Origin of the sequence: Winogradskyella aquimaris (assembly GCF_042676105.1) — a bacterium.
GTDB classification, from domain to species: domain Bacteria; phylum Bacteroidota; class Bacteroidia; order Flavobacteriales; family Flavobacteriaceae; genus Winogradskyella; species Winogradskyella aquimaris.
Map to the genome: position 1 here is coordinate 142,437 of NZ_JBHTJQ010000007.1, position 23,959 is coordinate 166,395.

General features: G+C 35.5%; 21 protein-coding genes. 14 read left to right on the forward strand and 7 right to left on the reverse strand.

The window, feature by feature from the left end:
- Window positions 1–6: 6 nt before the first annotated feature.
- Entirely contained in the window at window positions 7–555 is a 549-nt protein-coding gene (locus ACFQ1K_RS06415) for a DUF2911 domain-containing protein (protein ID WP_320555902.1), read from the reverse strand.
- A 234-nt stretch (window positions 556–789) separates the two neighbouring features.
- Between ACFQ1K_RS06415 and asnB the strand changes: the two genes are divergently transcribed.
- The 12 genes from asnB to secDF all read left to right on the forward strand — a co-directional run bounded on the left by asnB (window position 790) and on the right by secDF (window position 15,462).
- On the forward strand, window positions 790–2,451 hold the full coding sequence (gene asnB / locus ACFQ1K_RS06420; RefSeq protein WP_320555903.1) for an asparagine synthase B: 1,662 nt from the start codon (window positions 790–792) through the stop codon (window positions 2,449–2,451).
- Window positions 2,452–2,601: 150 nt separating this feature from the next.
- Window positions 2,602–3,369: a DUF6090 family protein gene (locus ACFQ1K_RS06425; RefSeq protein WP_320555904.1), complete on the forward strand. Its 768-nt coding sequence runs from the start codon at window positions 2,602–2,604 to the stop codon at window positions 3,367–3,369.
- Entirely contained in the window at window positions 3,362–4,153 is a 792-nt protein-coding gene (locus ACFQ1K_RS06430) for a DUF6090 family protein (protein WP_320555905.1), read from the forward strand. The genes ACFQ1K_RS06425 and ACFQ1K_RS06430 overlap by 8 nt, the downstream gene beginning before the upstream one ends.
- Window positions 4,146–4,838: a DUF6090 family protein gene (locus ACFQ1K_RS06435; protein WP_320555906.1), complete on the forward strand. Its 693-nt coding sequence runs from the start codon at window positions 4,146–4,148 to the stop codon at window positions 4,836–4,838. The genes ACFQ1K_RS06430 and ACFQ1K_RS06435 overlap by 8 nt, the downstream gene beginning before the upstream one ends.
- 35 nt (window positions 4,839–4,873) lie before the next feature.
- Window positions 4,874–5,575, forward strand: a complete 702-nt coding sequence (locus tag ACFQ1K_RS06440) for a DUF6090 family protein (protein ID WP_386133976.1) — start codon at window positions 4,874–4,876, stop codon at window positions 5,573–5,575.
- An 8-nt stretch (window positions 5,576–5,583) separates the two neighbouring features.
- Window positions 5,584–6,342, forward strand: coding sequence for a DUF6090 family protein (locus ACFQ1K_RS06445; protein ID WP_320555908.1), 759 nt, complete (start codon window positions 5,584–5,586; stop codon window positions 6,340–6,342).
- A 324-nt stretch (window positions 6,343–6,666) separates the two neighbouring features.
- Complete coding sequence (gene gyrB / locus ACFQ1K_RS06450) at window positions 6,667–8,604, forward strand: DNA topoisomerase (ATP-hydrolyzing) subunit B (RefSeq protein ID WP_320555909.1); 1,938 nt, start codon at window positions 6,667–6,669, stop codon at window positions 8,602–8,604.
- A 153-nt stretch (window positions 8,605–8,757) separates the two neighbouring features.
- Window positions 8,758–9,774, forward strand: coding sequence for a DUF6588 family protein (locus ACFQ1K_RS06455; RefSeq protein WP_320555910.1), 1,017 nt, complete (start codon window positions 8,758–8,760; stop codon window positions 9,772–9,774).
- 140 nt (window positions 9,775–9,914) lie between these two features.
- Complete coding sequence (gene mdh / locus ACFQ1K_RS06460; RefSeq protein ID WP_320555911.1) at window positions 9,915–10,841, forward strand: malate dehydrogenase; 927 nt, start codon at window positions 9,915–9,917, stop codon at window positions 10,839–10,841.
- Window positions 10,842–10,925: 84 nt separating this feature from the next.
- Window positions 10,926–11,582 (forward strand): DUF4412 domain-containing protein, encoded by a 657-nt coding sequence (locus tag ACFQ1K_RS06465; RefSeq protein WP_320555912.1) that lies wholly within the window; start codon window positions 10,926–10,928, stop codon window positions 11,580–11,582.
- A gap of 68 nt (window positions 11,583–11,650) precedes the next feature.
- Window positions 11,651–12,262, forward strand: coding sequence for a hypothetical protein (locus tag ACFQ1K_RS06470; RefSeq protein WP_320555913.1), 612 nt, complete (start codon window positions 11,651–11,653; stop codon window positions 12,260–12,262).
- A gap of 152 nt (window positions 12,263–12,414) precedes the next feature.
- Window positions 12,415–15,462 carry a protein translocase subunit SecDF gene (secDF, locus tag ACFQ1K_RS06475; RefSeq protein ID WP_320555914.1) on the forward strand — a complete coding sequence of 1,016 codons (3,048 nt, stop codon included), beginning with the start codon at window positions 12,415–12,417 and terminating at the stop codon, window positions 15,460–15,462.
- A gap of 72 nt (window positions 15,463–15,534) precedes the next feature.
- Here the strand turns inward: secDF and ACFQ1K_RS06480 are convergent, their stop codons facing one another.
- The 6 genes from ACFQ1K_RS06480 to folE all read right to left on the reverse strand — a co-directional run bounded on the left by ACFQ1K_RS06480 (window position 15,535) and on the right by folE (window position 19,882).
- Window positions 15,535–15,960 carry a hypothetical protein gene (locus ACFQ1K_RS06480; RefSeq protein ID WP_320555915.1) on the reverse strand — a complete coding sequence of 142 codons (426 nt, stop codon included), beginning with the start codon at window positions 15,958–15,960 and terminating at the stop codon, window positions 15,535–15,537.
- A gap of 69 nt (window positions 15,961–16,029) precedes the next feature.
- Entirely contained in the window at window positions 16,030–16,527 is a 498-nt protein-coding gene (locus tag ACFQ1K_RS06485) for a DUF192 domain-containing protein (protein ID WP_320555916.1), read from the reverse strand.
- A complete protein-coding gene (gene lgt / locus ACFQ1K_RS06490) occupies window positions 16,527–17,363 on the reverse strand; it encodes a prolipoprotein diacylglyceryl transferase (protein WP_320555917.1) in 837 nt (278 codons plus the stop codon). Before lgt ends, ACFQ1K_RS06485 begins: the two co-directional genes overlap by 1 nt.
- A 65-nt stretch (window positions 17,364–17,428) precedes the next feature.
- Window positions 17,429–17,662, reverse strand: coding sequence for a membrane protein insertion efficiency factor YidD (gene yidD / locus ACFQ1K_RS06495; protein ID WP_320555918.1), 234 nt, complete (start codon window positions 17,660–17,662; stop codon window positions 17,429–17,431).
- 2 nt (window positions 17,663–17,664) lie between these two features.
- Window positions 17,665–19,146: a cysteine--tRNA ligase gene (gene cysS, locus ACFQ1K_RS06500; RefSeq protein WP_320555919.1), complete on the reverse strand. Its 1,482-nt coding sequence runs from the start codon at window positions 19,144–19,146 to the stop codon at window positions 17,665–17,667.
- 58 nt (window positions 19,147–19,204) lie between these two features.
- Complete coding sequence (gene folE, locus ACFQ1K_RS06505; protein ID WP_320555920.1) at window positions 19,205–19,882, reverse strand: GTP cyclohydrolase I FolE; 678 nt, start codon at window positions 19,880–19,882, stop codon at window positions 19,205–19,207.
- 195 nt (window positions 19,883–20,077) lie between these two features.
- On the opposite strand from folE, the gene ACFQ1K_RS06510 reads away from it, so the two are divergent.
- Entirely contained in the window at window positions 20,078–20,539 is a 462-nt protein-coding gene (locus ACFQ1K_RS06510; protein ID WP_320555921.1) for a hypothetical protein, read from the forward strand.
- A 12-nt stretch (window positions 20,540–20,551) separates the two neighbouring features.
- On the forward strand, window positions 20,552–23,959 hold a 3,408-nt coding region (locus tag ACFQ1K_RS06515), incomplete at its 3' end, for a PKD domain-containing protein (RefSeq protein WP_386133980.1).

Consider the following 23,959-nt stretch of genomic DNA (forward strand, 5'->3'; position numbering starts at 1 on the left):
ATTAAATTAAGATTTATAAAAAGGAACGGCAACTCTCACGGTTCCCCAACCTAAATGCATGTCTACACCTTTGTCAGATTCCTCAAAAGCAATAGAAAAAGCTTCTAGAGAGGTTTCATCTGTGCTCGTAGGAACGGTTATTCTGGCCACATCATTTTTTTCATCGTAGAAATAACTGCCCCAAACATTAAGGTCGCTACTTATAATAATTGTCCATTTTTCTTTGCCAGGAATGGCATAAACGGTATAGGTACCTTCTTTAATTTTTGTCCCGTTTAGTTCCATATCAGTATAAACATGGAGTTCAGCTGCTTCGTTTGCACCAAATCTCCAAACCTTTCCAGGCTCAGCTAAATCGTAAACTTCTCTGTCTTTTAACTGAGGTCTACTGTATACTATCTTTATAAGTTTGTTCGATTCTTTATAGCTGCTAGGAAAAGATGCCGCATCCATTGGACTTTTGTCCAAGTCAGAAAATTTTTGAGCTTCTGCATTAAATGATAAAAGGAGTGCTACGGCAAAGGCCATTGTTGAAATTAGTCGTATTGTTTTCATGTTTTTCGGTTTTTGGTTTGGTTAAAATTAGGTTTTAATCCTTCAAGTGGTCGAAAAATTATCCTAAAATTTACAGATTAAAAGGTAAACAGAAGGAATAGAGTATTTTGACTTACAAATAATAATAAAATAAAATTATAAAGTTACAATATAATGGCATTAAGAGCTTTTGTATTTAATAAATGAAAGTTTAATTTCATATTTGTATCAAATTAATAATAAAAATTATAAGTTATGTGCGGTATAGTATGTGCATTTGATATAAAACAGAAACCAGAAGACCTAAGACCTCAAGTATTAGAAATGGCAAAGTCAATTAGACATAGAGGGCCAGATTGGAGTGGTATTTATAGTGATGAAAAAGTGATTATGGCTCATGAGCGCTTAGCCATAGTCGATCCTGCCTCAGGAAAACAACCATTATTTAGTGAGGATAAAAAATTGATTCTCGCAGCAAACGGAGAAATCTATAACCATAAAACCTTACGAGCACAATTTCCAGATTATAAGTTTCAAACTGAAAGTGATTGTGAGGTCATTTTAGCATTGTATAAGGAAAAGGGTCACGACTTTGTGGATGAAATGAATGGTATTTTTGGTTTTGCGATTTATGATGTGGAGAAAGATGAGTATTTCATTGCAAGAGACCATATGGGGATTATTCCATTATATATGGGTTGGGATAAACATGGTACGTTCTATGTTGGTTCAGAATTAAAAGTCTTGGAAGGTGTTTGTACCAAGATTGAGTTGTTTCCACCTGGACATTATATGAGCAGTCGAGATGGTGAATTGGTACAATGGTACAAGCGTGATTGGGAAGATTTTGATGCTGTAAAAGATAACGAAACTAGTGTTGCACAAGTAAGACAAGCTTTAGAAGATGCCGTACACCGACAATTGATGAGTGATGTTCCTTATGGAGTGTTGTTGTCTGGTGGATTGGATTCTTCAGTAACTTCGGCTATAGCAAAAAAATATTCAAAACGTCGTATAGAAGCCGATGATAAAGAACAAGCTTGGTGGCCACAATTGCACAGTTTCTCTGTAGGTTTGGAAGGCTCACCAGATTTAGTTGCAGCAAGAAAGGTAGCAGATCATATAGGAACAGTGCATCACGAAATTAAATTCACCATTCAAGAAGGCTTGGATGCTATCAAAGATGTCATCTACCAATTAGAAACTTATGACATTACAACCATTAGAGCAAGCACACCTATGTACTTAATGGCGCGTGTTATAAAATCGATGGGCATAAAAATGGTACTATCAGGTGAAGGTGCAGATGAATTATTTGGTGGGTATCTATACTTTCATAAAGCGCCAAATGCAAAAGAGTTTCACGAAGAAACAGTGCGTAAGTTGAGTAAACTACACATGTATGATTGTTTAAGAGCAAACAAGAGTCTAGCGGCTTGGGGCATTGAAGGACGCGTACCGTTTTTGGATAAAGAATTTATGGATGTAGCCATGCGACTAAACCCAGAAGATAAAATGATTAAGGATGGCAGAATAGAAAAATGGGTGGTACGTAAAGCATTTGAAGATATGCTACCAGAAAGTGTAGCTTGGAGACAAAAGGAACAGTTTAGTGATGGCGTAGGCTATAGTTGGATAGATACTTTAAAAGCGTTGGTTAATGAAGAAGTAACTGATGAACAAATGGCAAATGCGCATTTCCGTTTTCCTATACAGACACCGCAAAACAAAGAAGAATATTACTACAGAACTATTTTTGAAGGACATTTTCCAAGTGATGCAGCTGCCATGAGCGTTCCGCAAGAGCCAAGTGTAGCCTGTAGCACAAAAATTGCTTTAGAATGGGATGAGGCCTTTAAAAATATGAATGATCCGAGTGGCAGGGCTGTAGCTAAAGTTCATGATGATGCATACTGAGATATTATTTAGAATTCAAAGGATTGAAAGCCAGTTTTTAAGCTGGCTTTTTTGTGTTTTAATTTGTAACAATTCATTACATTTATAAACCAATAGCTATAACCAACCATCTCTACTTTATAATTTCCTGCTTGCAATTACTCTAAGTTAATGTTTAAATTCTTTAGAAGAATGCGCCAACGGCTTCTTGGCGAAAACCGAATTTCAAAGTATTTACTCTATGCTATTGGTGAAATTGTGCTGGTGGTCATAGGTATTCTCATCGCATTACAAATCAATAATTGGAATACTAAACGAATAGAAAACCAGCAAGAGCAGAACTTGCTTTTGAGTTTAAAGCAAGAGTTTAAACTTAATTTAAAGGAGTTGCAAAGAGACCATAAAATAAATGTTGCCTCTCAAAGCGCAGCTTTAGCTTTACTGCAAGAAAATAGAGTTAATTATAGTCCTAAGCAATTAGATAGCCTTGTAGGAAAAGCTTTAAACTTTGCAACCTTTGATGCTCGTATAGGGATTATTAGCGAAGCCATTGCATCTGGTAAACTCGCTTTAATTAAAAGTGACGAACTAAAAAATCATTTAAGTCAATGGACGGGGGAACTAAATGATTTACAAGAAGATGTTGTCATTAGACGTGATTACTGGATACACAATGCATCAACACTATTTAGAAAATATATTCCCTTAAGAAACATGAACGAAGCCCAATATAGATCAGATTATCATAGTGATGTTATAATCGAAAGGATTGAAGTACCTGCAAAAAATTATAATATCTTTTTAAACTCATTAGAAGTTGATGGGGTCATATACGATTTATATGTCAATCAAAAATTTGTGACCATCAATGAAGCATCAATTGAGGCTTACATTCTTAAAGTTTTAAACTTATTAGAAGAAAACATAGAGTATGATTAAATTCTTCAGACATATCCGCAAATCACTTTTGGAACAAAACAAAATGGGAAAATACTTTAAATACGCTATTGGCGAGATAATTCTTGTTGTAATAGGAATCTTAATAGCTCTACAAATCAATAATTGGAATGAGGAGAGAAAAGATAGTTATGAAGAACAGAAAATATTGGTACAGCTTAAAAATGAGTTTGAGAAAAATTTAGATCAACTCAATGAGAAAATCTATATGCGAAATAAAATGACCTTGGCAAGTGAAGGGCTTTTGAATTATATAGATAATCCAGAAATCATTGTTAAAGACAGTCTGCTATATTACATATTTAGACTTACCCAAGAACCAACGTTTGACCCTATTGAAAATGATCTTGCTGTGTCAGGAAAACTCAGGATGATTAAAAACGATAGTCTCAAAATTTTATTATCAAACTGGACATCCGATGCTTATCAAGTTCAGGAATTAGAAGCAAGCTGGCAACAAGTAAGAAACGATGTTGTTATACCCATCTTTATTGAGAAGGACTTTGCAAGAAATACCATCGCCTATTTATTGAATAATGGCTATACACCAGATCATGCATTTAATAAAAGTACGCAACTAAATTATCATATTACACCTAACAATGTGGATTTAGTTCACGCATTAAACGATAGTTCAAAGGAATTGCAGGGTGCTGCAAGTTCATGTATTCTTTTTAATAAAATAACCAATGGTCAGTCCGTTGCGCTTAGAGACCGAATAGAAAAGATATTGTCTTTAATACAAAGTGAATTGAACAATGATTAAATTCTTCCGTCATATCCGTCAATCCTTAATTATGAATAATAAAACATCTAAATATTTTAAATATGCCATAGGAGAAATCATCTTGGTAATGATTGGAATCCTTTTAGCTCTGCAAGTAAATAATTGGAATGAAGAAAGAAAGCACCACAAATCCGAAAAGGAGTTCTATAAAGGGATAGCATATGACCTCAATCAAGACCTAGAGTTTATACGTTATGTAAGATCCTATACAGAACCTAAGCTAAATGTTTTTAAAAGGTTGAACACACAATTTCCTAACGACTACGGCAAGAATAAAACAAAAATAGATTCATTACTGGGCATATACCTCTTTTCTGGGCAGAGAACATTTTACCCCGTTTCGGGTTCTTTTAAATCGGCATTAGCTGGAAATGAAATCAATACCTACAGCCAAAAAAATCTGATTCAAGACATTATAAAATTATACGGGAGTTTTTACGATAGGCTTATTGATAACGGAAAAATCATTGATGAACGCTGGGGGAAGTTGAGTGAAACGTACATTCATAATCGTAGGGTTAATTCTTTTGAGGATATCAACAATTCAAATTACATCTCGTTGTTGGATGATTTTCACTTTCACTACATTCAATTGAATTGGTACTATAACCTTCTAAATGAAACTGAAACTGAAATAATGAAACTATTGAAAAAATTAAAATGATTAAATTCTTCCGTCACATCCGCCAATCTTTAGTTATGGAAAATAAAACTAGCCGTTATTTTAAATACGCCATTGGCGAAATCATCCTAGTCGTTATTGGTATTTTAATTGCCCTTCAGATTAATAATTGGAATCAAAATCGTTTGGATAGAAAAAAAGAAATGACCTATCTGTCAGAACTGCAAACCAGTCTCAAAAAAGACATAGAAAAGATTGATGATGTTCTTGCTTTTAATATAAAAAAAGACAGTATCGTCTTTGGTCTTATGGGTATATTTAAATCTGAATTAAATAATGAGCAGCGTTTTGAGCTTATTGAAAAATATAGTACACCCTTTACATCTTATGAGTTTTTTACACCCAACAGTACAACATGGGATAACTTGATAGCTTCTGAGAATATCAATTTAATAAAGAACAAAAACTTGCGGATTAAACTTATGGAATATTACAACCCTAATTATGAAGGATCCATACAAGAGCGCATAAAAACAATGAACCGGAAGGTAATAGACGAGAACTTTCCTAAATTCTTTACAAGAGAATACACTAAGAAAAACTTAAACTTAGATACGGAACTTCCTACTTTGAAAGAATTTGCTCTGCATCATGATCAAAAGCTACTATCCGATCTATTTGGTATTCGTTATCTTATAAATATGCAGAACGGATTTCTTGAGGATACGAAAAGCCATATAGAATCTCTAATAAAGGTAATTGATCAACAAAAACAATAATAGCTTAGATGATTAAATTCTTTAGAAAAATACGTCAACGATTAATCACTGAAAATCAGTTCAGAAAATATCTGTTATATGCTATTGGAGAAATCGTACTTGTTGTTATTGGTATTTTAATAGCACTTCAAATTAATACTTGGAACCAGAAGCGTATTGCAAAAGAGGATGAACGAAAGATTTTAGCCAATTTAAAAAGTGAATTTCAACAAAATAGAAAGGAGCTTTCTGGTGCCATTACAATGAATGAAAAATGCATGGAAACCGGTCGATTTATTATGAACCTCATAGGCAATGATGTCGAAAAAATCAGGGAAATAGATACCGATAGTTTACTCTTTCAAGGATTTGAGTATGCTCAATTTAATCCTTCCGAAAACGCATTGGCAGACTTATTACAATCCGGTCGTTTAAATTTAATTAGTGATGAGTATCTCAAAAGTCTTTTATACCAATGGACCAGGGCTAAAAAAGGGGCAGAGGACCAATTTTCTGGATTAGACGATAAAATTGAAGACGATCTGGTGCCTTACCTTACGTTAAACTACCCATTAAGGGATGTGGATAGTTATGGGCGTTTGGCCTGGAAAGAAAAGTCAAAATTAGATAATGATAAAACTTTAATATTTAGGGATATGCAATATGAAAATCTATTAGATGATTTTCTCTATCGGTTATCTGGTTATACTATAGAACTCAAAAGAATGGATATTATCTTTAAATCCATAGTGGCAGAAATTGAAAAGTTAGAAAAGAACATTCAGTAATTATTTAAGGTCAAATATCAGCAGGATAATGTAATCAAAACGCATTATATTAAAGTTTAAAATCTATCAAAATTTAACTTCTAAGCGGTTTTTGTAAAATTCAATTTTAGACCATGTATAAAAATTATCAAAATCTAATTTAAGGTACTTTTTAGCCGTTTTAAGCCACTTTTGTGTTTTTAACAATTGTTGATAATTATTGCTTTTAGACTGTAAAATCCTAATATTTGGCCTCAATTTTTTGTATCTTTGAAAGTACTCAAAAGAGACGCAGAAGGCGTCTTTTTTGCTGTAAAAACAAGAACTAAATTTTTTTAATAAGAAATGAGCGAAGAAAACAAAAAACAGTATGGTGCGGATAGTATTCAGGCCCTTGAGGGTATGGAGCACGTTCGTATGCGTCCATCCATGTATATTGGTGATGTCGGAGTAAGAGGTTTACATCACTTAGTTTATGAAGTAGTTGATAACTCTATTGATGAAGCTTTAGCAGGGCATTGTGATAACATTACTGTAACCATAAATGAGGATAACTCTATAACCACTGAGGATGATGGTCGTGGTATTCCTGTTGGTCTTCATAAGAAAGAAGGGGTCTCAGCATTAGAAGTTGTAATGACTAAGATTGGTGCAGGTGGTAAGTTTGACAAGGACTCCTACAAAGTATCAGGTGGTTTACATGGTGTTGGTGTAAGTTGTGTCAACGCGCTTTCTGAGCATTTAAAAGCTACAGTTTATCGCGAAGGTAAAATATGGGAACAAGAGTATGAGCGCGGTAAAACCATGTATCCAGTTAAAGTGGTTGGTGAGTCTGACAAAACTGGGACTATAGTAACCTTTAAGCCAGATCCACAAATATTTCAGCAAACCTTAGAATATAACTACGACACTTTAGCAAGTCGTATGCGAGAGCTTGCCTATCTTAACAAAGGGATTACAATTCATTTGGTAGATCGACGACATAAAAAAGAAGATGGTTCTTTTGAAGGTGAAACATTCTTTTCAGAAAATGGACTTCCAGAATTCGTGAAATTTTTAGATGGTAATAGAGAGCCTTTAATGAATGATGTAATATCTTTTGAAGGAGAGAAAAATGGGGTTCCCGTTGAAGTTGCTATGGTATACAATACATCTTATGCGGAGAATCTACATTCTTATGTTAATAACATTAATACTCACGAAGGAGGTACACATTTAACAGGTTTCCGTCGTGGACTAACACATACCCTAAAAAAGTATGCTGATGAGTCTGGTATGTTAGACAAGTTGAAGTTTGATATTTCCGGAGACGATTTTAGAGAAGGATTAACGGCTATTGTTTCCGTAAAAGTTGCGGAACCTCAGTTCGAAGGTCAAACTAAAACAAAACTAGGTAATAGGGAAGTTTCTGCAGCTGTCAGCCAGTCGGTATCAGAAATGTTAACGGATTACTTAGAGGAACATCCAGATGATGCTAAAACTATTGTTCAAAAGGTAATATTAGCGGCTCAAGCACGCCATGCAGCTCAGAAAGCGCGTGAAATGGTACAGCGAAAAACGGTAATGAGTATTGGTGGGTTACCGGGAAAATTATCAGACTGTTCTGAGCAAGACCCTGCACAATGTGAAGTATTCTTAGTAGAGGGTGATTCTGCAGGGGGTACTGCAAAACAAGGTCGTGACAGAAAGTTTCAAGCTATTTTGCCATTAAGAGGTAAGATTCTTAATGTTGAAAAAGCTATGCAACACAAAGTGTTTGAAAACGAGGAAATCAAAAATATCTTTACGGCATTAGGGGTAACCATTGGTACTGAAGAGGATCCGAGAGCATTGAATCTCTCAAAGTTAAGATACCATAAAGTGGTTATCATGTGTGATGCCGATATTGACGGTAGCCATATTGCAACGTTGATTCTAACATTTTTCTTTAGGTATATGCGAGAGCTTATCGAAAATGGTTACGTCTATATTGCAACACCACCTTTATACTTAGTGAAGAAGGGTGCTAAAAAGCAATATGCATGGTCAGATAAAGAACGAGATGCTATCGTAGCAGAGTTTGGTGATAATTCTAAAATTCAGCGCTATAAAGGGTTGGGTGAGATGAATGCCGAACAACTTTGGGATACAACCATGAACCCTGAGTTTAGAACATTACGCCAAGTAAATATTGATAATGGAGGTGAGGCTGATCGAATTTTCTCTATGCTCATGGGAGATGAGGTACCACCTCGTCGAGAGTTCATTGAAAAGAATGCTATTTATGCGAATATTGATGCGTAGATAGAACAAATAATATTTTAGTTAAAGCAATTACGATTTTAAGTAATTGCTTTTTTTTGCAATAATAGGTCGTTAAAGTGCGTTTTATATCGTTAAAATACACACTTGGTATTATTTTAATATATTTGTTTCAATATCAAAACTTAACCTATTATGAAAAAGATCTTTTTACTTCTAACCTTTATTTTTTGTGCTTTTTCAATAAAAGCCCAAAATGATTTAGATGTCTTGTTATCGGCAGGTGTTGAGGATGCTCAACGGTTTGCTTCAGATTATTTAGCTCCTGGAACCAATGGGGTAATGCACAGTATGAACGCCAACTGGTTCAATTCAGCCAAAGTAAAGCCATTAGGTGGATTTGAAATTTCAGTTATAGCTAATGCCGCTTTAATAAATGATGAAGATAAAATGTTTAATTTAAATACTGCAGACTATAACAATGTACAATTCGTAACAGGGCCTAGTATACAGAATGTAGCAACAGTATTAGGGGAGAACGACCCATCAATTTTTGTCGAAGTAAGCTATGACGATCCAATTTTTGGCTCTCAAACCACTGAAATAGAGTTACCTCAGGGTATAGGTGAGGACAGTTATAATTTAATTCCTTCTGCAACATTACAGGGTGCAGTGGGTTTAGGTAGTGGTGCAGAGGTTAAAGCGCGTTATCTTCCTAAAATAGATACCGATGAAGTAACCTTTAACATGTATGGTGCGGCATTACAGCTGGAATTTACGAAATGGTTGCCCGCTGATAAAATTTGGCCTGTAGCACTTTCGGGTTTAGTAGCATATAGCCATATTGATGGTTCCTATAATCTTACAGAATCTTCGGGTATTGAGGGCGAAAATCAAAGACTGGAAAACAAGACGAATACTTGGTTGTTTCAATTGTTGGTTTCTACAAAATTACCAGTATTTAATCTTTATGGTGGATTGGGTTATTTAAGTGGTAAATCAGAATCTGATTTATTGGGTACTTATAGAGTGACCGATGGTATATTAACGTCACAGACTATTGTAGATCCTTTTTCGGTTTCTAGTGATGTTTCAGCAGTAAGAGGTACGGTAGGAGCTAAGTTGAAGCTTGGATTCTTTCGATTAAATGCAGAATACCATCTTTCTGAATTCGATGCCTTTTCAGTCGGTGTAAATTTTGGATTTAGATAAACACAGAAAAAAATAAATAATTAAAGCAGCCGTGTTAAGGCTGCTTTTTTATTAGTGGCAATAGATGATATAAATCATGGAATTTAGATTGTAAAACCGTAAATTTGCATCACTTAAATAAATCTTAAAAACATACACATATGAAAGTTACAGTAGTTGGTGCTGGTGCCGTTGGTGCAAGTTGTGCCGAATATATTGCAATTAAAAATTTTGCTTCAGAAGTCGTTCTTTTGGATATAAAAGAGGGATATGCAGAAGGTAAAGCTATGGACCTTATGCAATGTGCATCTTTAAACGGGTTTGACACAAAAATAACAGGAAGTACAAACGATTACAGTAAAACGGCTAATAGTGATATTTGTGTTGTGACTTCTGGTATACCAAGAAAGCCGGGAATGACACGCGAAGAGCTTATTGGGATAAACGCAGGAATCGTAAAAACGGTTACTGCTAATTTAGTTGAGCACTCACCAAATACCATATTAATTGTGGTCAGCAATCCAATGGATACCATGACTTATTTAGCTCATAAAACTACCGGATTACCAAAACATAGAATTATTGGAATGGGTGGTGCTTTAGATTCTGCTCGTTTTAAGTACAGATTAGCGGAAGCACTAGATGCTCCTATCAGTGATGTGGATGGTATGGTTATCGGTGGTCATAGCGATAAGGGTATGGTGCCGTTAACTTCTCATGCTACAAGAAATAGTATTAAAGTGTCAGAGTATTTATCAGAGGAACGTTTAGATCAAGTAAAAGAAGATACCAAGGTTGGGGGTGCAACTTTAACTAAGTTGTTAGGAACATCTGCTTGGTATGCACCTGGTGCTGCTGTGAGTGGACTAGTTCAAGCCATTGCTTGCGACCAAAAGAAAATGTTTCCATGTTCTACCTTATTAGATGGTGAGTATGGATTAAGCGATCTTTGTATTGGTGTTCCTGTAATACTAGGAAAAAATGGTATAGAAAAAATAGTAAATGTGCCGTTAAGTGATGCTGAAAAGCAACATTTGGCAGAAAGTGCTGAAGGTGTAAAAAAGACCAACGGTCTTTTAGAACTTTAGTTTATGAATAAATTTAAAAGATTTCCTCGTCAGCAAATAAGTTGGCGAGGTTTTTTTATCTTACAACACAAAATTTAAACAAAAATGAAAAAAACACTAATGCTTGTTGTGTTATTTACACTGAGTTGTATAGTCACAGCACAAGAAAAGATTACAGAAGGTATCTTCATATCTAAGCAAACAATGTCTACTGATAATGAACAAATGCAGGCGACCTTTGATGCCATGGGTGAAATGACAACTAAAACCTATTTAAAAGGTAAAAAATCCAGAGCAGAGATGAGTAACCCAATGTCAGGAGATATTGTTGCTATAGTCGATGCTGAGAGTATGACTTCACTTACTCTTATGGACAGTGCTATGGGAAAAAAGTATATGAAAACCAAAGTTGAAAATGAAGATGAGCTTTTAAAAGACATTACTGTTGAAGAGGGTAGTGAAACAAAGATAATTTTAGGGTATGAATGCAAACAGTATATCGTGACGATGAATCAGAATGGTATCGAGATGAAAATGTCTATGTATGTAACTGATCAAATAGAACCTGTAATGTCTAGCAATAATTTAGTATTGTATGAAAAAATTAATGGGTTTCCAATGCTTACAGAAATTGAGATGAACCAAATGGGAATGCAAATGACAATAACTAATGAGGTTACTAAAATTGATAAAACAGAAGTTTCAGATGACCTTTTTAGTTTAACACCTCCGGAAGGCTATACCAAGATGGAAGGTATGTAAAATAATATCATATTGATTTTAAGGTAAAGACTGCAGAAATGCGGTCTTTATTTTGTTATATTTGCGCGATGCGATCCAAACTACATTTTGGTTTTTTAATAATACTACTTATCCTTCTCGGCAAGTTTGTAGATAATTCGGCCATACCCAATCAGCAAATAATTATTCAGTTTTCAGATGCTAATATTTCTGAAATTGAAAGAGCGCATATCGCTGAGGGTATTCAACTAAGGCTACAGAACATAGGAGCTGAGAATCTTCATGTGGATCAAGACAAAAAGGGCAACCTTATAATAGCCTATTATTCTTACACCAACGCTGCACAAATACAAAAACTTCTTTCCCAGCACGATGATGTGAACTATTCATTAGGGATTAATAATCATTCAAAAGGAAATTCTGAGAAAGATATACTAAGGGACTACAAGCTCAATGTTTCAGATATTCAAAAAAATAATGGGAATGATGATTGGGGCTTCGACGGTATCCAAATTGTAGAATATGCTCAAAAAGGGGATAGACTTAACAGTCTAAAAAAGGATTTTCCAAATTATCATTACCAATCAGAGATTACGAATAATTTGGTTAAAGTTGCTCTTATCATACATTCAGGGCCACTATGTTTAGAGGATAAACTCACACATACAATTCCCGAAGTAAGGGCAGGGCCTTCTGTATAGGGAATTTACATTAGATAATTCCAACAACTTACCGTTTTACTTTTGAATCAATCAAAAGACGCAAAATAATTTAATAACATAAAAATTCAATTGTCTGATTTTATGGTAAATCCTATATTTGCGCGTTAAAATTAGACATAAAACAAAACAAAATGCAAAACAAAGGAATAATTAAACTGTTTGCACTACTATTTGGTTTGGTGAGTATCTACCAATTGTCTTTTACATTTAAGGCAAATCAAATTGAAGAAGAAGCACAACAGGCTGCTATTGCAAAGTATGACGAAACAGTAGAAGGTTATCAAGACCTAAGAACACAAGCAGAGATCAATTACTTGGATTCTTTAAAAACTTCTAAGATTCAGGTAGGAGATAAGTTTGAGCCTATCGAAGTGTATGATTTAGGAGTTTCTCAGTACACGTATACAGAAGTTGAAAACAATGCCATGAAACTAGGTTTAGACCTTAAAGGTGGTATTAATGCCATAATCCAAATATCTGTAAAGGATATTTTGAAAGGTTTGGCTAATAATAGTAAAAACGTTGTATTTAATAAGGCTTTGGCTGATGCAGACGAGCTACAGAAGGATGCTCAGGAATCCTATTTAGAGTCCTTTTTTAGAGCGTTTGATGCCATTAAAGGTGATACCAAGTTAGCGTCGCCAGATATTTTTGCAACAAGAGACCTCATGGATGATATAAATTTTGATATGTCAGATGACGAGGTTAAAAGTATTTTAGAAAGAAAGATAGATGAGTCAATCGTTTCGGCTTTTGAGGTATTGAGAAATCGTATTGACGGTTTTGGTGTTACGTCCCCAAACATCCAGCGTTTAGGAAACTCAGGTCGTATTCTAATAGAATTACCTGGTGCAAGAGATAAAAAGCGTGTAGTAGATATCATTACTAAAACGGCACAATTACAATTCTGGGAAACATATAAGGCTGAAGAGATGCTACCTTATGTGTTTCAAGTTAACCAAGCAATGGTTGAAGCCAATAAAGATAACGAGAATGTTAATGAAGTAGCTGAAATTACTGAGACTGAACAAGATTCTACTACAAGTACTATTGATGAGTTAACTGGTCAAATTGAAAGTGATACAACAGATGTCGCAAATATCAATCCTTTAGGTATTCAAGGACCAGGCAGTGGACCTATGATAGCTAGCTTCTTGGCGAAGGACAAGAAGAAAGTTATGGAAGCATTAAATGACCCTAAAAACAGAGCCTTATTACCTGCAGAGATGCGTTATGCAAAATTTGTTTGGGGTATACAAGCTAAGGATTCAGAGTTTTCAGAGCTTTATGCAATAAAAAGCAATAGAGATGGAATACCTCAGTTAAGTGGTGCTGTTATTACAGACGCAAGACAAGATTATGACCAACTAAGTAGGCCAGCCGTAAGCATGCAAATGAATGCTAAAGGTTCTAAAACTTGGGAGGAAATGACCAAGGTAGCTTATGAGACAAGAGGATTTATTGCTATCGTTTTAGATGATATAGTCTATTCAGCACCGAGTGTAACTTCAGGTCCAATTGCAGGAGGTAGATCTCAGATCTCAGGGGCGTTTACGCTTAATGAAGCTGTAGATTTAGCCAATGTATTAAGAGCTGGTAAATTACCTGCATCTGCAGAGATTGTTCAGGCAGATGAGGTGGGTCCATCTCTAGGGCAAGAGGCTATTGATAGCGGAATGATGTCTTTCTTAATTGCATTAGCTTTTGTGGTCCTATGGATGGTATTTTATTATGGTAAAGCTGGTATTTTTGCTGATATTGCTTTATTACTGAATATCTTATTAATATTTGGTGTATTAGCGAGTTTAGGTGCTGTGTTAACCTTGCCAGGTATTGCAGGTATTGTACTTACAATAGGTATTTCGGTTGATGCCAATGTACTTATCTTTGAGCGTATTAGGGAAGAATTAGCAAAAGGAAAATCGCAAAAGGAATCTATTAAGGATGGTTTCTCAAATGCTTTATCATCTATATTAGATGCCAATATTACTACTGGTTTAACAGCATTGATTTTATTCGTGTTTGGTACGGGACCAATAAAAGGTTTCGCAACCACCTTAATCATTGGTATCTTAACATCTTTATTTACAGCTATTTTTATCACCCGTTTGTTGATCGACTGGTGGGCAAATAGAGGAGGAACTTTGGATTTTGCTACGGTGATGACCAAAGGCCTCTTTAAAAATGTAAATATCAACTTCTTAAAGAAACGTAAGATTGCTTATGTGATATCTGGAGCTTTAATTTTAGCTAGTTTAGGTTCTCTGTTTACCACAGGATTAGACCAAGGTATCGACTTTGTTGGTGGTAGAACCTATCAGATACGTTTTGAGCAACCAGTAAGTACTGAAGAAATTACAAGTGTACTAAATGATCCTAATGTTTTTGGTAGTGCTGAGGTTAAAACTATTGGTGCAGCAAATCAATTAAAGATTTCGACCAAATATAGAGTGGAGAATAACTCAGTTGAAGCTGATGAAGAAGTACAATCTAGATTGTTTGAAGCCCTTAAACCTTACTTACCAGATGGAATGACTTATGCGGAGTTCTTAGATGGTTCAGGTGAAGCTAAAATTGGTAAAATGCTCTCTAGTAAAGTGAGTCCTACGATTGCAGATGATATCAAGAAATCATCTTTCTGGGCAGTTTTAGGGTCTTTAGTGGTGGTATTCCTATACATCTTATTTAGATTTAAAAGATGGCAGTTTTCATTGGGTGCCGTTGCTGCGGTGTTCCATGATGTTTTAATTGTATTGGGAATCTTCTCCTTAACATGGAAGTTCATGCCGTTTAGCATGGAAATAGATCAAGCGTTTATTGCAGCAATCTTAACGGTTATTGGTTACTCGTTAAATGATACCGTGGTAGTGTTTGATAGAATTAGAGAGTTCTTAAATGAGCATACCTCATGGGAATTTGGTAAAACCATTAATGCGTCGCTAAATAGTACATTGAGTAGAACATTGAACACGTCTGTAACGACTTTAGTAGTATTATTGGCAATGTTTATTTTTGGTGCAGAATCTCTTAGAGGATTGTTATTTGCATTGATAGTAGGTGTCATAGTTGGTACCTATTCTTCTATGTTCATTGCTACACCATTAATGTACGATACAGCTAAGAAAGGTGATGCTGCAGAGTCATTAAAGAAGAAAGTAAAAGAAGAAGACGACGAATAAAACGTCAATTTGCTATAGAATAAAAAAAGCCTTTCTAATAAGAAAGGCTTTTTTATGTTATCAATTATGTTATTAATCGATTTTCCTTAGGATAATTTGGTTGGTTTCAAAATTTGTAGGCCTTGAGGATTCATCAAATCCTATAGCTAAAACCATTTCGGTATCAGAGGTCATTTTAAAAATGCCAAGAAGTTTACCCTTGGTTTTACCTGTTGCTAAATCTTTAACGATGAAGTCTACATTATAAAAACCTTCCTTTTTATTAACCTCATACTGCATAGAAGCTTCAACACCATCACGTACAAATGATTTGCCACCCATTATTTGACCGTCGAATTCAAATATTGCATAACCGTCTTTAGTAAAAGTAACATAGCCAATATCTCCTTTGTCCTCACCACGCCATTTACCAACATAATCCGGTGTTTCAAATAGCGTAAAAGCACTGAATAGGATAAACGATAAGAATAAAATGGAAAGCCGTTTTAGTAACTTCATATGGTTGGGAATTTAAATTATTCCCACAATATATGTCATTTAGACTTTATAAGCTTAAAAATAGGTAGCCTAGTTTTTTAGGTAATCGATTTTGTCTCCCACTTCAAGCTGCCATTCATCAGACAGTCCAGCATTGATTTCTAAAACATATTTAGCAGGAGCTTCAGATGGTAACGAAGTTTCATCAAAAGGTTTGGCATTTTTTTGAAAGCTTACTATTTGTAAGTTTTTATCAATGTAAACAATGTCTAAAGGAATTTTAGTGTTTTTCATATAAAAACTACGCATTTGCTCATCTGGAAATATAAACAACATCCCTTGGTTAGTGCCGAGTTGGGTTCTATACATTAATCCAGTTTGGGTTTCATAGCTATCTTCTGCCAACTCTATATCCAGTGTTTTTATGATTGAATCCGTAGTTCCTTTTTTAAGATTCAAAATGCCTTCTTTTGTAAATCTTACTTCTACCTTATCGTTGGCAGAAGAATCTTTTTCATTTTTACAATTGAAAAAAATGAGTAACAACAGTGAAACAACCAGGGTTTTTAAAAATAGCTTTGTGGACATTAAGCAACTTTATTTTTTGGTTTGTAAACAAACATAAAATAAAGACCAATGAGAATAAAAGGGATGCTCAAAAGCTGGCCGTTATTAAGAACGTTGCCAAAGAAAGCAGCTAAATCTTCATCTCCTTGGGGTTCTTTAACAAATTCAACAAAGAATCTTATGGTCCATAAAAATACGAGGAATAGCCCAAACAAGAATCCTTCTTGTTTAGATTTATTGGTTTTCCAATAGAAATAAAGTAAGGTTATAAATACAAATACATAACAGAACGCTTCATACAACTGTGCGGGATGCCTTGGTTCTGTTTCACTGAGTTGTCTAAATACGACACCAAAATCACTATTGGTAAACTTGCCAATAATTTCTGAATTAATAAAATTACCAATTCTAACAAATACAGCACCGAGTGCGGTAGCTACAACAACGCGGTCTAATATCCAAAGAATGGTTTTCTTTAAAACCTTCTTATTAAATAAGTACATGGAAATGATCATCCCTATAGCGGCACCGTGACTCGCCAGACCTTGAAAACCTGTAAAGCGTATGCCATCTTTAAAACTAAAAGGCAAAAAGATGCTAAAGAAATCCTCTCTGATTAATTCAGATTGATAAAAAATCACATGACCTAACCTGGCACCGATCATAATTCCCAAAACAGAATATATAAACAAAGAGTCTAATGATTCGTTCGATTGATTTTCATTTTTCCATATCTTTTTGGTGATGTAGAAGCCAAGTATAAAGGCAATGATCCACATAACACTATAGAAGTGAAGTTCAAAAAAACCAAGATCGATAGATTTAATGGGATCCCAGTATATTTTTAATGCGTGCATATTTTTAATCTTTTCGCTGTAAATATACTATTTTGTGAGAGAGTGAAAATAGGATTAACGTAATATTAATGGTCTTTTGGTGGTACAGGATCATAACCTTTTCCTCCCCAGGGATGACAACTAAAAATCCGTTTCAACGCCAATTTACCACCTTTAAAAAAGCCATGAACTTCCAAGGCTTCCTTGGCATAGTTTGAACATGTGGGTTGATATCTGCAAGTAGCAGGTGTAATTGGAGATATAAAAATCTGGTAAATTTTAATCAAAAATAAAAAAGGATATGCAAGTATTTTTTTCACGATTAATTGGTCGTAAATGTTGTGCCTTCCCTACTGTCGTTTAGTTGAATACCTACTTCAGCGAGTTCATCCCTTATCTTATCGGACAGTGCAAAATCTTTATTTTGTCGAGCCTCCTTTCTAAGATTAATCAATATTTCAACAGCACCAGATAACTTATCTGAACCGGTACTTTCTTTTGAGACATTAACTAATCCTAAAACGTCAAAAGTGAAAGCTTTTAAGGTCTCTTTTAATAATTCCAGATCGTCTTTGGTGATTGTAGCACTACCGTCTTTAATTTGGTTGATGAATTTTGCGGCATCAAATAAATTCGCTATTAAGATAGGTGTGTTAAAGTCGTCATTCATAGCGTCATAACATTTCTGTTTCCATTCATTGATGTTAACAGATGAAACGCTACTTGCTTTTAAATCATCCAGTAAATTTATGGCATCCATTAATCGGAAAAACCCTTTCTCACTGGCCAGCAAACCATTATTGGTAAAATCTAAAATACTTCTGTAGTGTGCCTGAAGCATAAAAAATCTAGCAACGCTAGGGTCATAAGCTTTCGTGATATGAGGATTTTGTCCAGAAAAAATTTCATTTGGAAGAATGAAATTTCCAGTAGACTTAGCCATCTTTTTACCGTTCATGATAAGCATGTTGGCGTGCATCCAATAGTTCACAGGTGAATGATTATTGCAAGCTTCTGCCTGAGCAATCTCACATTCGTGATGCGGAAATTTTAAATCCATTCCACCTCCATGGATATCAAACTGCTCTCCTAGATATTTGGTGCTCATAGCGGTACATTCTAAATGCCATCCTGGAAAGCCATCACTCCAAGGTGAAGGCCAACGCATAATGTGCTGTGGCTCAGCTTTTTTCCAAAGTGCAAAGTCTTGCGGGTTTTTCTTGTCCGATTGACCGTCAAGTGCTCTTGTATTATGAATTAAATCCTCAAGTTTGCGCTTACTTAAAATACCATAAGGTTTGGATTCGTTGTATTTATGGACATCAAAATAAACAGAACCATTAACGACATAAGCCAACCCATTATCAATAATGGATTTTATGATTTCTATTTGTTCAATAATATGACCCGTTGCTGTTGGCTCTATACTAGGTGGTAAAAAGTTAAACCTATTTAAGATGTTGTGAAAGTCTACGGTATAACGTTGTACAACTTCCATGGGTTCTATAGCCTCTAATCTGGCTTTTTTAGCAATGCGATCTTCACCTTCATCTGCATCATTCTCCAAATGGCCTGCATCAGTAATATTTCTGACATATCTTACCTTGTACCCCAAATGCTTTAGATATCTAAATATAATATCAAAAGACATAAAAGTTCTTACATTGCCTAAATGCACATTACTGTAAACCGTTGGACCACAAACGTACATACCAACATAACCCTCATTAATTGGTTTGAAAACTTCTTTTTCACCAGATAAAGAGTTATAAATTTTTATGGTTTGGGTATCGTATAAAGGCATATTGTAAAATTCAGAAATTGTTTAAACAAAACTAATTAACAGAGCAAGACTAAACAAACTAAAATTGTGTGTCTAACTGAATGTAATCCAAGAATTCTCTTCGTGTCTCCTTTTCTTTAAATTTTCCGCCAAATTCAGAGGTCACCGTGCTGCTCTCTATATCCCTGATACCTCTAGAATTAACACATAAGTGCTTAGCGTCTATGACACAGGCAACATCTTCTGTGTTTAATACCTTTTGAAGTTCTTTCACAATTTGTATAGTAAGACGTTCTTGTACCTGTGGGCGTTTTGCAAAATAGTCAACAATTCTGTTCATTTTAGATAAACCAACCACTGAGCCATTCGAAATGTAGGCGACGTGTGCTCTACCAACTATGGGTAACAAGTGATGCTCGCAAGTAGAATAAACAGTGATATTTTTTTCTACAAGCATTTCGCCATATTTATATTTATTCTCAAAAGTGGATGCACTAGGTTTTTTAGCAGGATCTAACCCACCAAAAATTTCATTTACAAACATTTTTGCTACTCTGTTTGGGGTGCCTTGTAAACTGTCATCAGTGAGGTCTAATCCTAAGGTCTCCATGATATGTCTAACGTCATCCTTTATGATATCAATCTTTTGTTCTTTTGACAAATCAAAGGCATCGGCTCTCATGGGAGTATCACTCGCAGATCCAATGTGATTGTCTCCTAAGGCATCTATATCGTTAAAATCGTTATCGATTTTCATAGTTAAATAATTATTAATCAATCTTTAAAAGAAAGTTGCAAAGATACGTAATAAAAATAGGATGATAATGGTAGGAGTTTTACAATTATGACTGTTATATATTTAAAACCGTTAAAATGTTAATATCATTGGCGAATTAACAATGGTTTTTATAAAATTTTCTTAATTTTCCAAACTTTAAAACTAGGTTAAGCTATGTATAAATTTCTTACAATTTTCATTTTGTTGCTCTTGCCATTTTGTTCTTCTGGCCAGGAAAAAGGCAATAAAATTCCTCTCAAAGTCATTGAATTTAAAGATAATGTAGATTTACCATTAACAGTAAAGGAAAGACGTCAGATTGATGAGGTATATGGTCCATATGCCGAAAAGTATATTTATAGCAATGCGTTTCGTTTGAATTGTATCAAGGACATTTTACGAAACAGAGTTGTTATAAAACTCATAACTAATAAAAGAGATCAAAAAGATTGCCAAAAACTCTCTGAAATTCCTGTGTTGAACAGTTTTGTTCCTGATTTGAAAAGAGATAAGACTTTTGACCCTCAAAATTTTAATCCTTTGAAATACAATTTCGCCTTCCACTCTAAGGGATCGACCATTTATCAAGTCGACAATACCAATTATTTTATAACCATAGAGTCCCAATATCACTAAAAATTACAGCGCATGAAGTATTTATTCACTTTAATTACAGTAGTATTTTCATCAGTATTGTTGGCTCAAGATGTTAATATGCAAAATGGTACAGTCAGTCAGTGTGGTGGTGTTTTTTACGACTCTGGGGGAGAATTTGGAAATTATGGTAATGATGAAAGTTTTATTCTAACGATTTGTCCTGAAAACCCAGGCCAGAGAGTGCAATTAGATTTCACAGAGTTTAGTACACAACTAAATGCAGATATCCTAACAATATATAATAGTGATACTAATGATCCGGCAGAAGCCTTTGGTCAGTTTTCTGGTGCGACATCCCCTGGTTTAGTTACGGCAACTGAAGCAAATACAAGTGGGTGTTTAACAATAGAATTTGTGTCTAATGCTTCGGGAAGCGGAAGCGGTTGGGCTGCTAATATTTCATGTCTTACCCCATGTCAGGTAATCACATCTCAAATTGATACAGCAACACCGGCACCTAATGGTGATGGTTATATTAGAGTTTGTCCAAATGAAGAAATTACATTGACTGGAAGTGGAAATTTTGAAATTGATGGGATTGGCGCAACTTACGAATGGGATCTAGGAGATGGAAATACAATTGCTGGACAAACTGCTGTGTTTTCTTATCCAGACCCTGGGGTTTACATTGTAAATTTAAACATTAGAGACGCTAATACAACGGTAGATCCAGAAGGATGCCCTAATACAAACCTTATTAATCAGGTCATTCAGGTCGCAACAGAACCAGATTTTACTGGTACTAGTGCGGCAGAGACTACTATATGTTATGGAGAGAGTACCGATATAACAGGAGTTGTAAATTCAGTACAGTTTATAAACGATTGTACACCACCCGTAAGTGGTACAACCTTTTTACCTGATGGTTCTGGTGCCCAATACGAAACTTGTATTACTGTAGATTGTTTTGATTCTGCACAGACACTAACCGACCCCAATCAATTGATAGAGGTTTGTGTTAATATGGAACATTCATATTCTGGTGATTTGGATATTTTCATTCAAAGTCCAAACGGACAAGAGATTAGGCTATTCGATCAAGCTGGTGGTGGTACTTATTTTGGAGGTGCTAATGATGACAACTCAAATACACCAGGTACTGGAGAACAGTATTGTTTCTCTATGAGTGCCGCTATTTTATTAGAAGATGCCCCAACAGAAATAAATGGTACAAATCCTCCTAATAATTCATGGGTTCCAGGGACATACTTACCTTTTGAGAGTTTTAACGGATTGGTGGGAAGCCCATTAAATGGTGATTGGTGTATAAGAATAGTAGATAACCTGTCAATAGACAATGGCTATATATTCGAGTGGTTTTTAAATTTCGATCCTGCTATTCAACCACCAGAACTGTCATTTACACCCATGATAACATCAGAGGCTTGGGATGCGGATCCATCAATCACCAATACTACTGGAAATGTAATCACAGTGACACCACCAGATTCAGGTCAATATTGCTACACCTATAGAGCTACGGATGATTTTGGTTGTGAATATACTGAAGAGGTATGTATCGACGTTCTACCGGAAATAGTTACAGAAGCACCAAATAATTTATTTATATGTGATACAGGTGCACCACCTTACATATTTGACTTGGAAACTAATACAGCGGTTGTTCTTGCAAGTGCAACAAATGCAGGAGACTTAGAGGTTACCTATCATAATTCGCAAGCAGATGCAGATGCAGATGTGGGTGCTATTGCAGGTTTAAATACCTATACAGGTACGGATGGTGAAATAATTTATATAAGGGTTGAATACTTAAATTCTGGTTGTTATGAGGTATTGCCATTTACATTAAATGTTTCAGGACAACCTAACATTAATCCGGTACCAGATTTAGTGTTATGTGATGATATATCCAATGATGGTTTTGAAGAATTTAATCTTAGTGCACAAACCTTGGGTATTTTAGGACCTCAGGCAGAAACGGATTTTAATGTGACTTACCATTTGAGTTTTGCCGATGCTGATGCAGGAACAGGTGTTTTGCCAGAAGCATATACGAATGTCAATAACCCACAACCTATATATGTTAGGATTGAAAGTGTGGGTGATTCGACTTGTTATAATGCATCTGCTAATCCAGTTTTTAATCTTGTAGTAGATCCAAGAGATGATGGATCTTTTACCATAACCCCAACTTGTGATGGTGCGACGATAACTAATGTTGCTGTCCCAGGAGGCACCTTCACGTTTAACCCTGCGCCAACAGATGCTGCTGTAATCAATCCAACTACAGGTGAAGTAACTGGTGCTACACCAGGCGGTACTTATACGATTGAGTATACAACAAATGGAGTTTGTTTTACTGTAAGTAGTCAAAGCTTCGATGTAATTGAAACCGATGATCCTGGCTTTACGGTCACTCCAACCTGTGATGGTGGTACTGCCACTGTAACAGGCGATTTAGGCGGTGTTTTTAGTTTTAATCCAATTCCAGGAGATGCAGCCATAATAGACCCTGTTAATGGAACAGTAACTGGTGGTACACCAGGAGCTACATACACCATAGAATATATGACTGCAGGAGTATGTCCAGCTTCAAGTACACAAAATCTTACGGTTTTAAATTTAGATGATCCAAGTTTTATACTAACAGCTACTTGTGATGGAGCAACAGCTACCATAAACGGTGATACAGGAGGTACTTTTAGTTTTAATCCATTACCTACAGATGGTGCGGTAATAGATGCAAACACAGGAACGATAACCAATGGAGTTTCTGGGACAACATACACAGTTGAATATACCACCAACGGTAACTGTCCGCAATCCGCAACTCAAGATATTACAGTTTTAGATTCAGATGATGCCAGTTTTACAGTTACACCAACGTGTGATGGTGGAACAGTTATAATTACAGGGACAGTTGGAGGTACTTTCAGTTTTAACCCTGACCCTGGTGATGGTGCTATCATTGATTCGGCAACTGGTGAGGTTACCGGAGGTACATCTGGAAGCACTTACTCCATTTCTTATACAACAGGTGGTGTTTGTTCGGATACACAAATAGAAACATTTGATGTGTTAATAGAAGATGATGCTAGTTTTGATGTTGTACCGACTTGCGATGGTGGTGAAGTTACGATTACCGGAACAGTTGGTGGTACGTTTAGTTTTAATATTGCTCCTATTGATGCAGCAGTTATTGATATCAATACAGGTGACGTTACAAACGGAACACCAGGTGAGACCTATACAATCGAATATGTGACTGCTGGTGTTTGTCCTAGCAGTAGCATCGTTACGTTTACGGCTAACCCCTTACCTTTATTGGTGGCTCCGACGGCCTTGGAGGTATGTGATGATGGCACGCCTGACGGACTGACGGAGATAGACCTTAGCCTGAAGAACGGTGAGGTAACGGGCAACAACCCGGGCTATTCG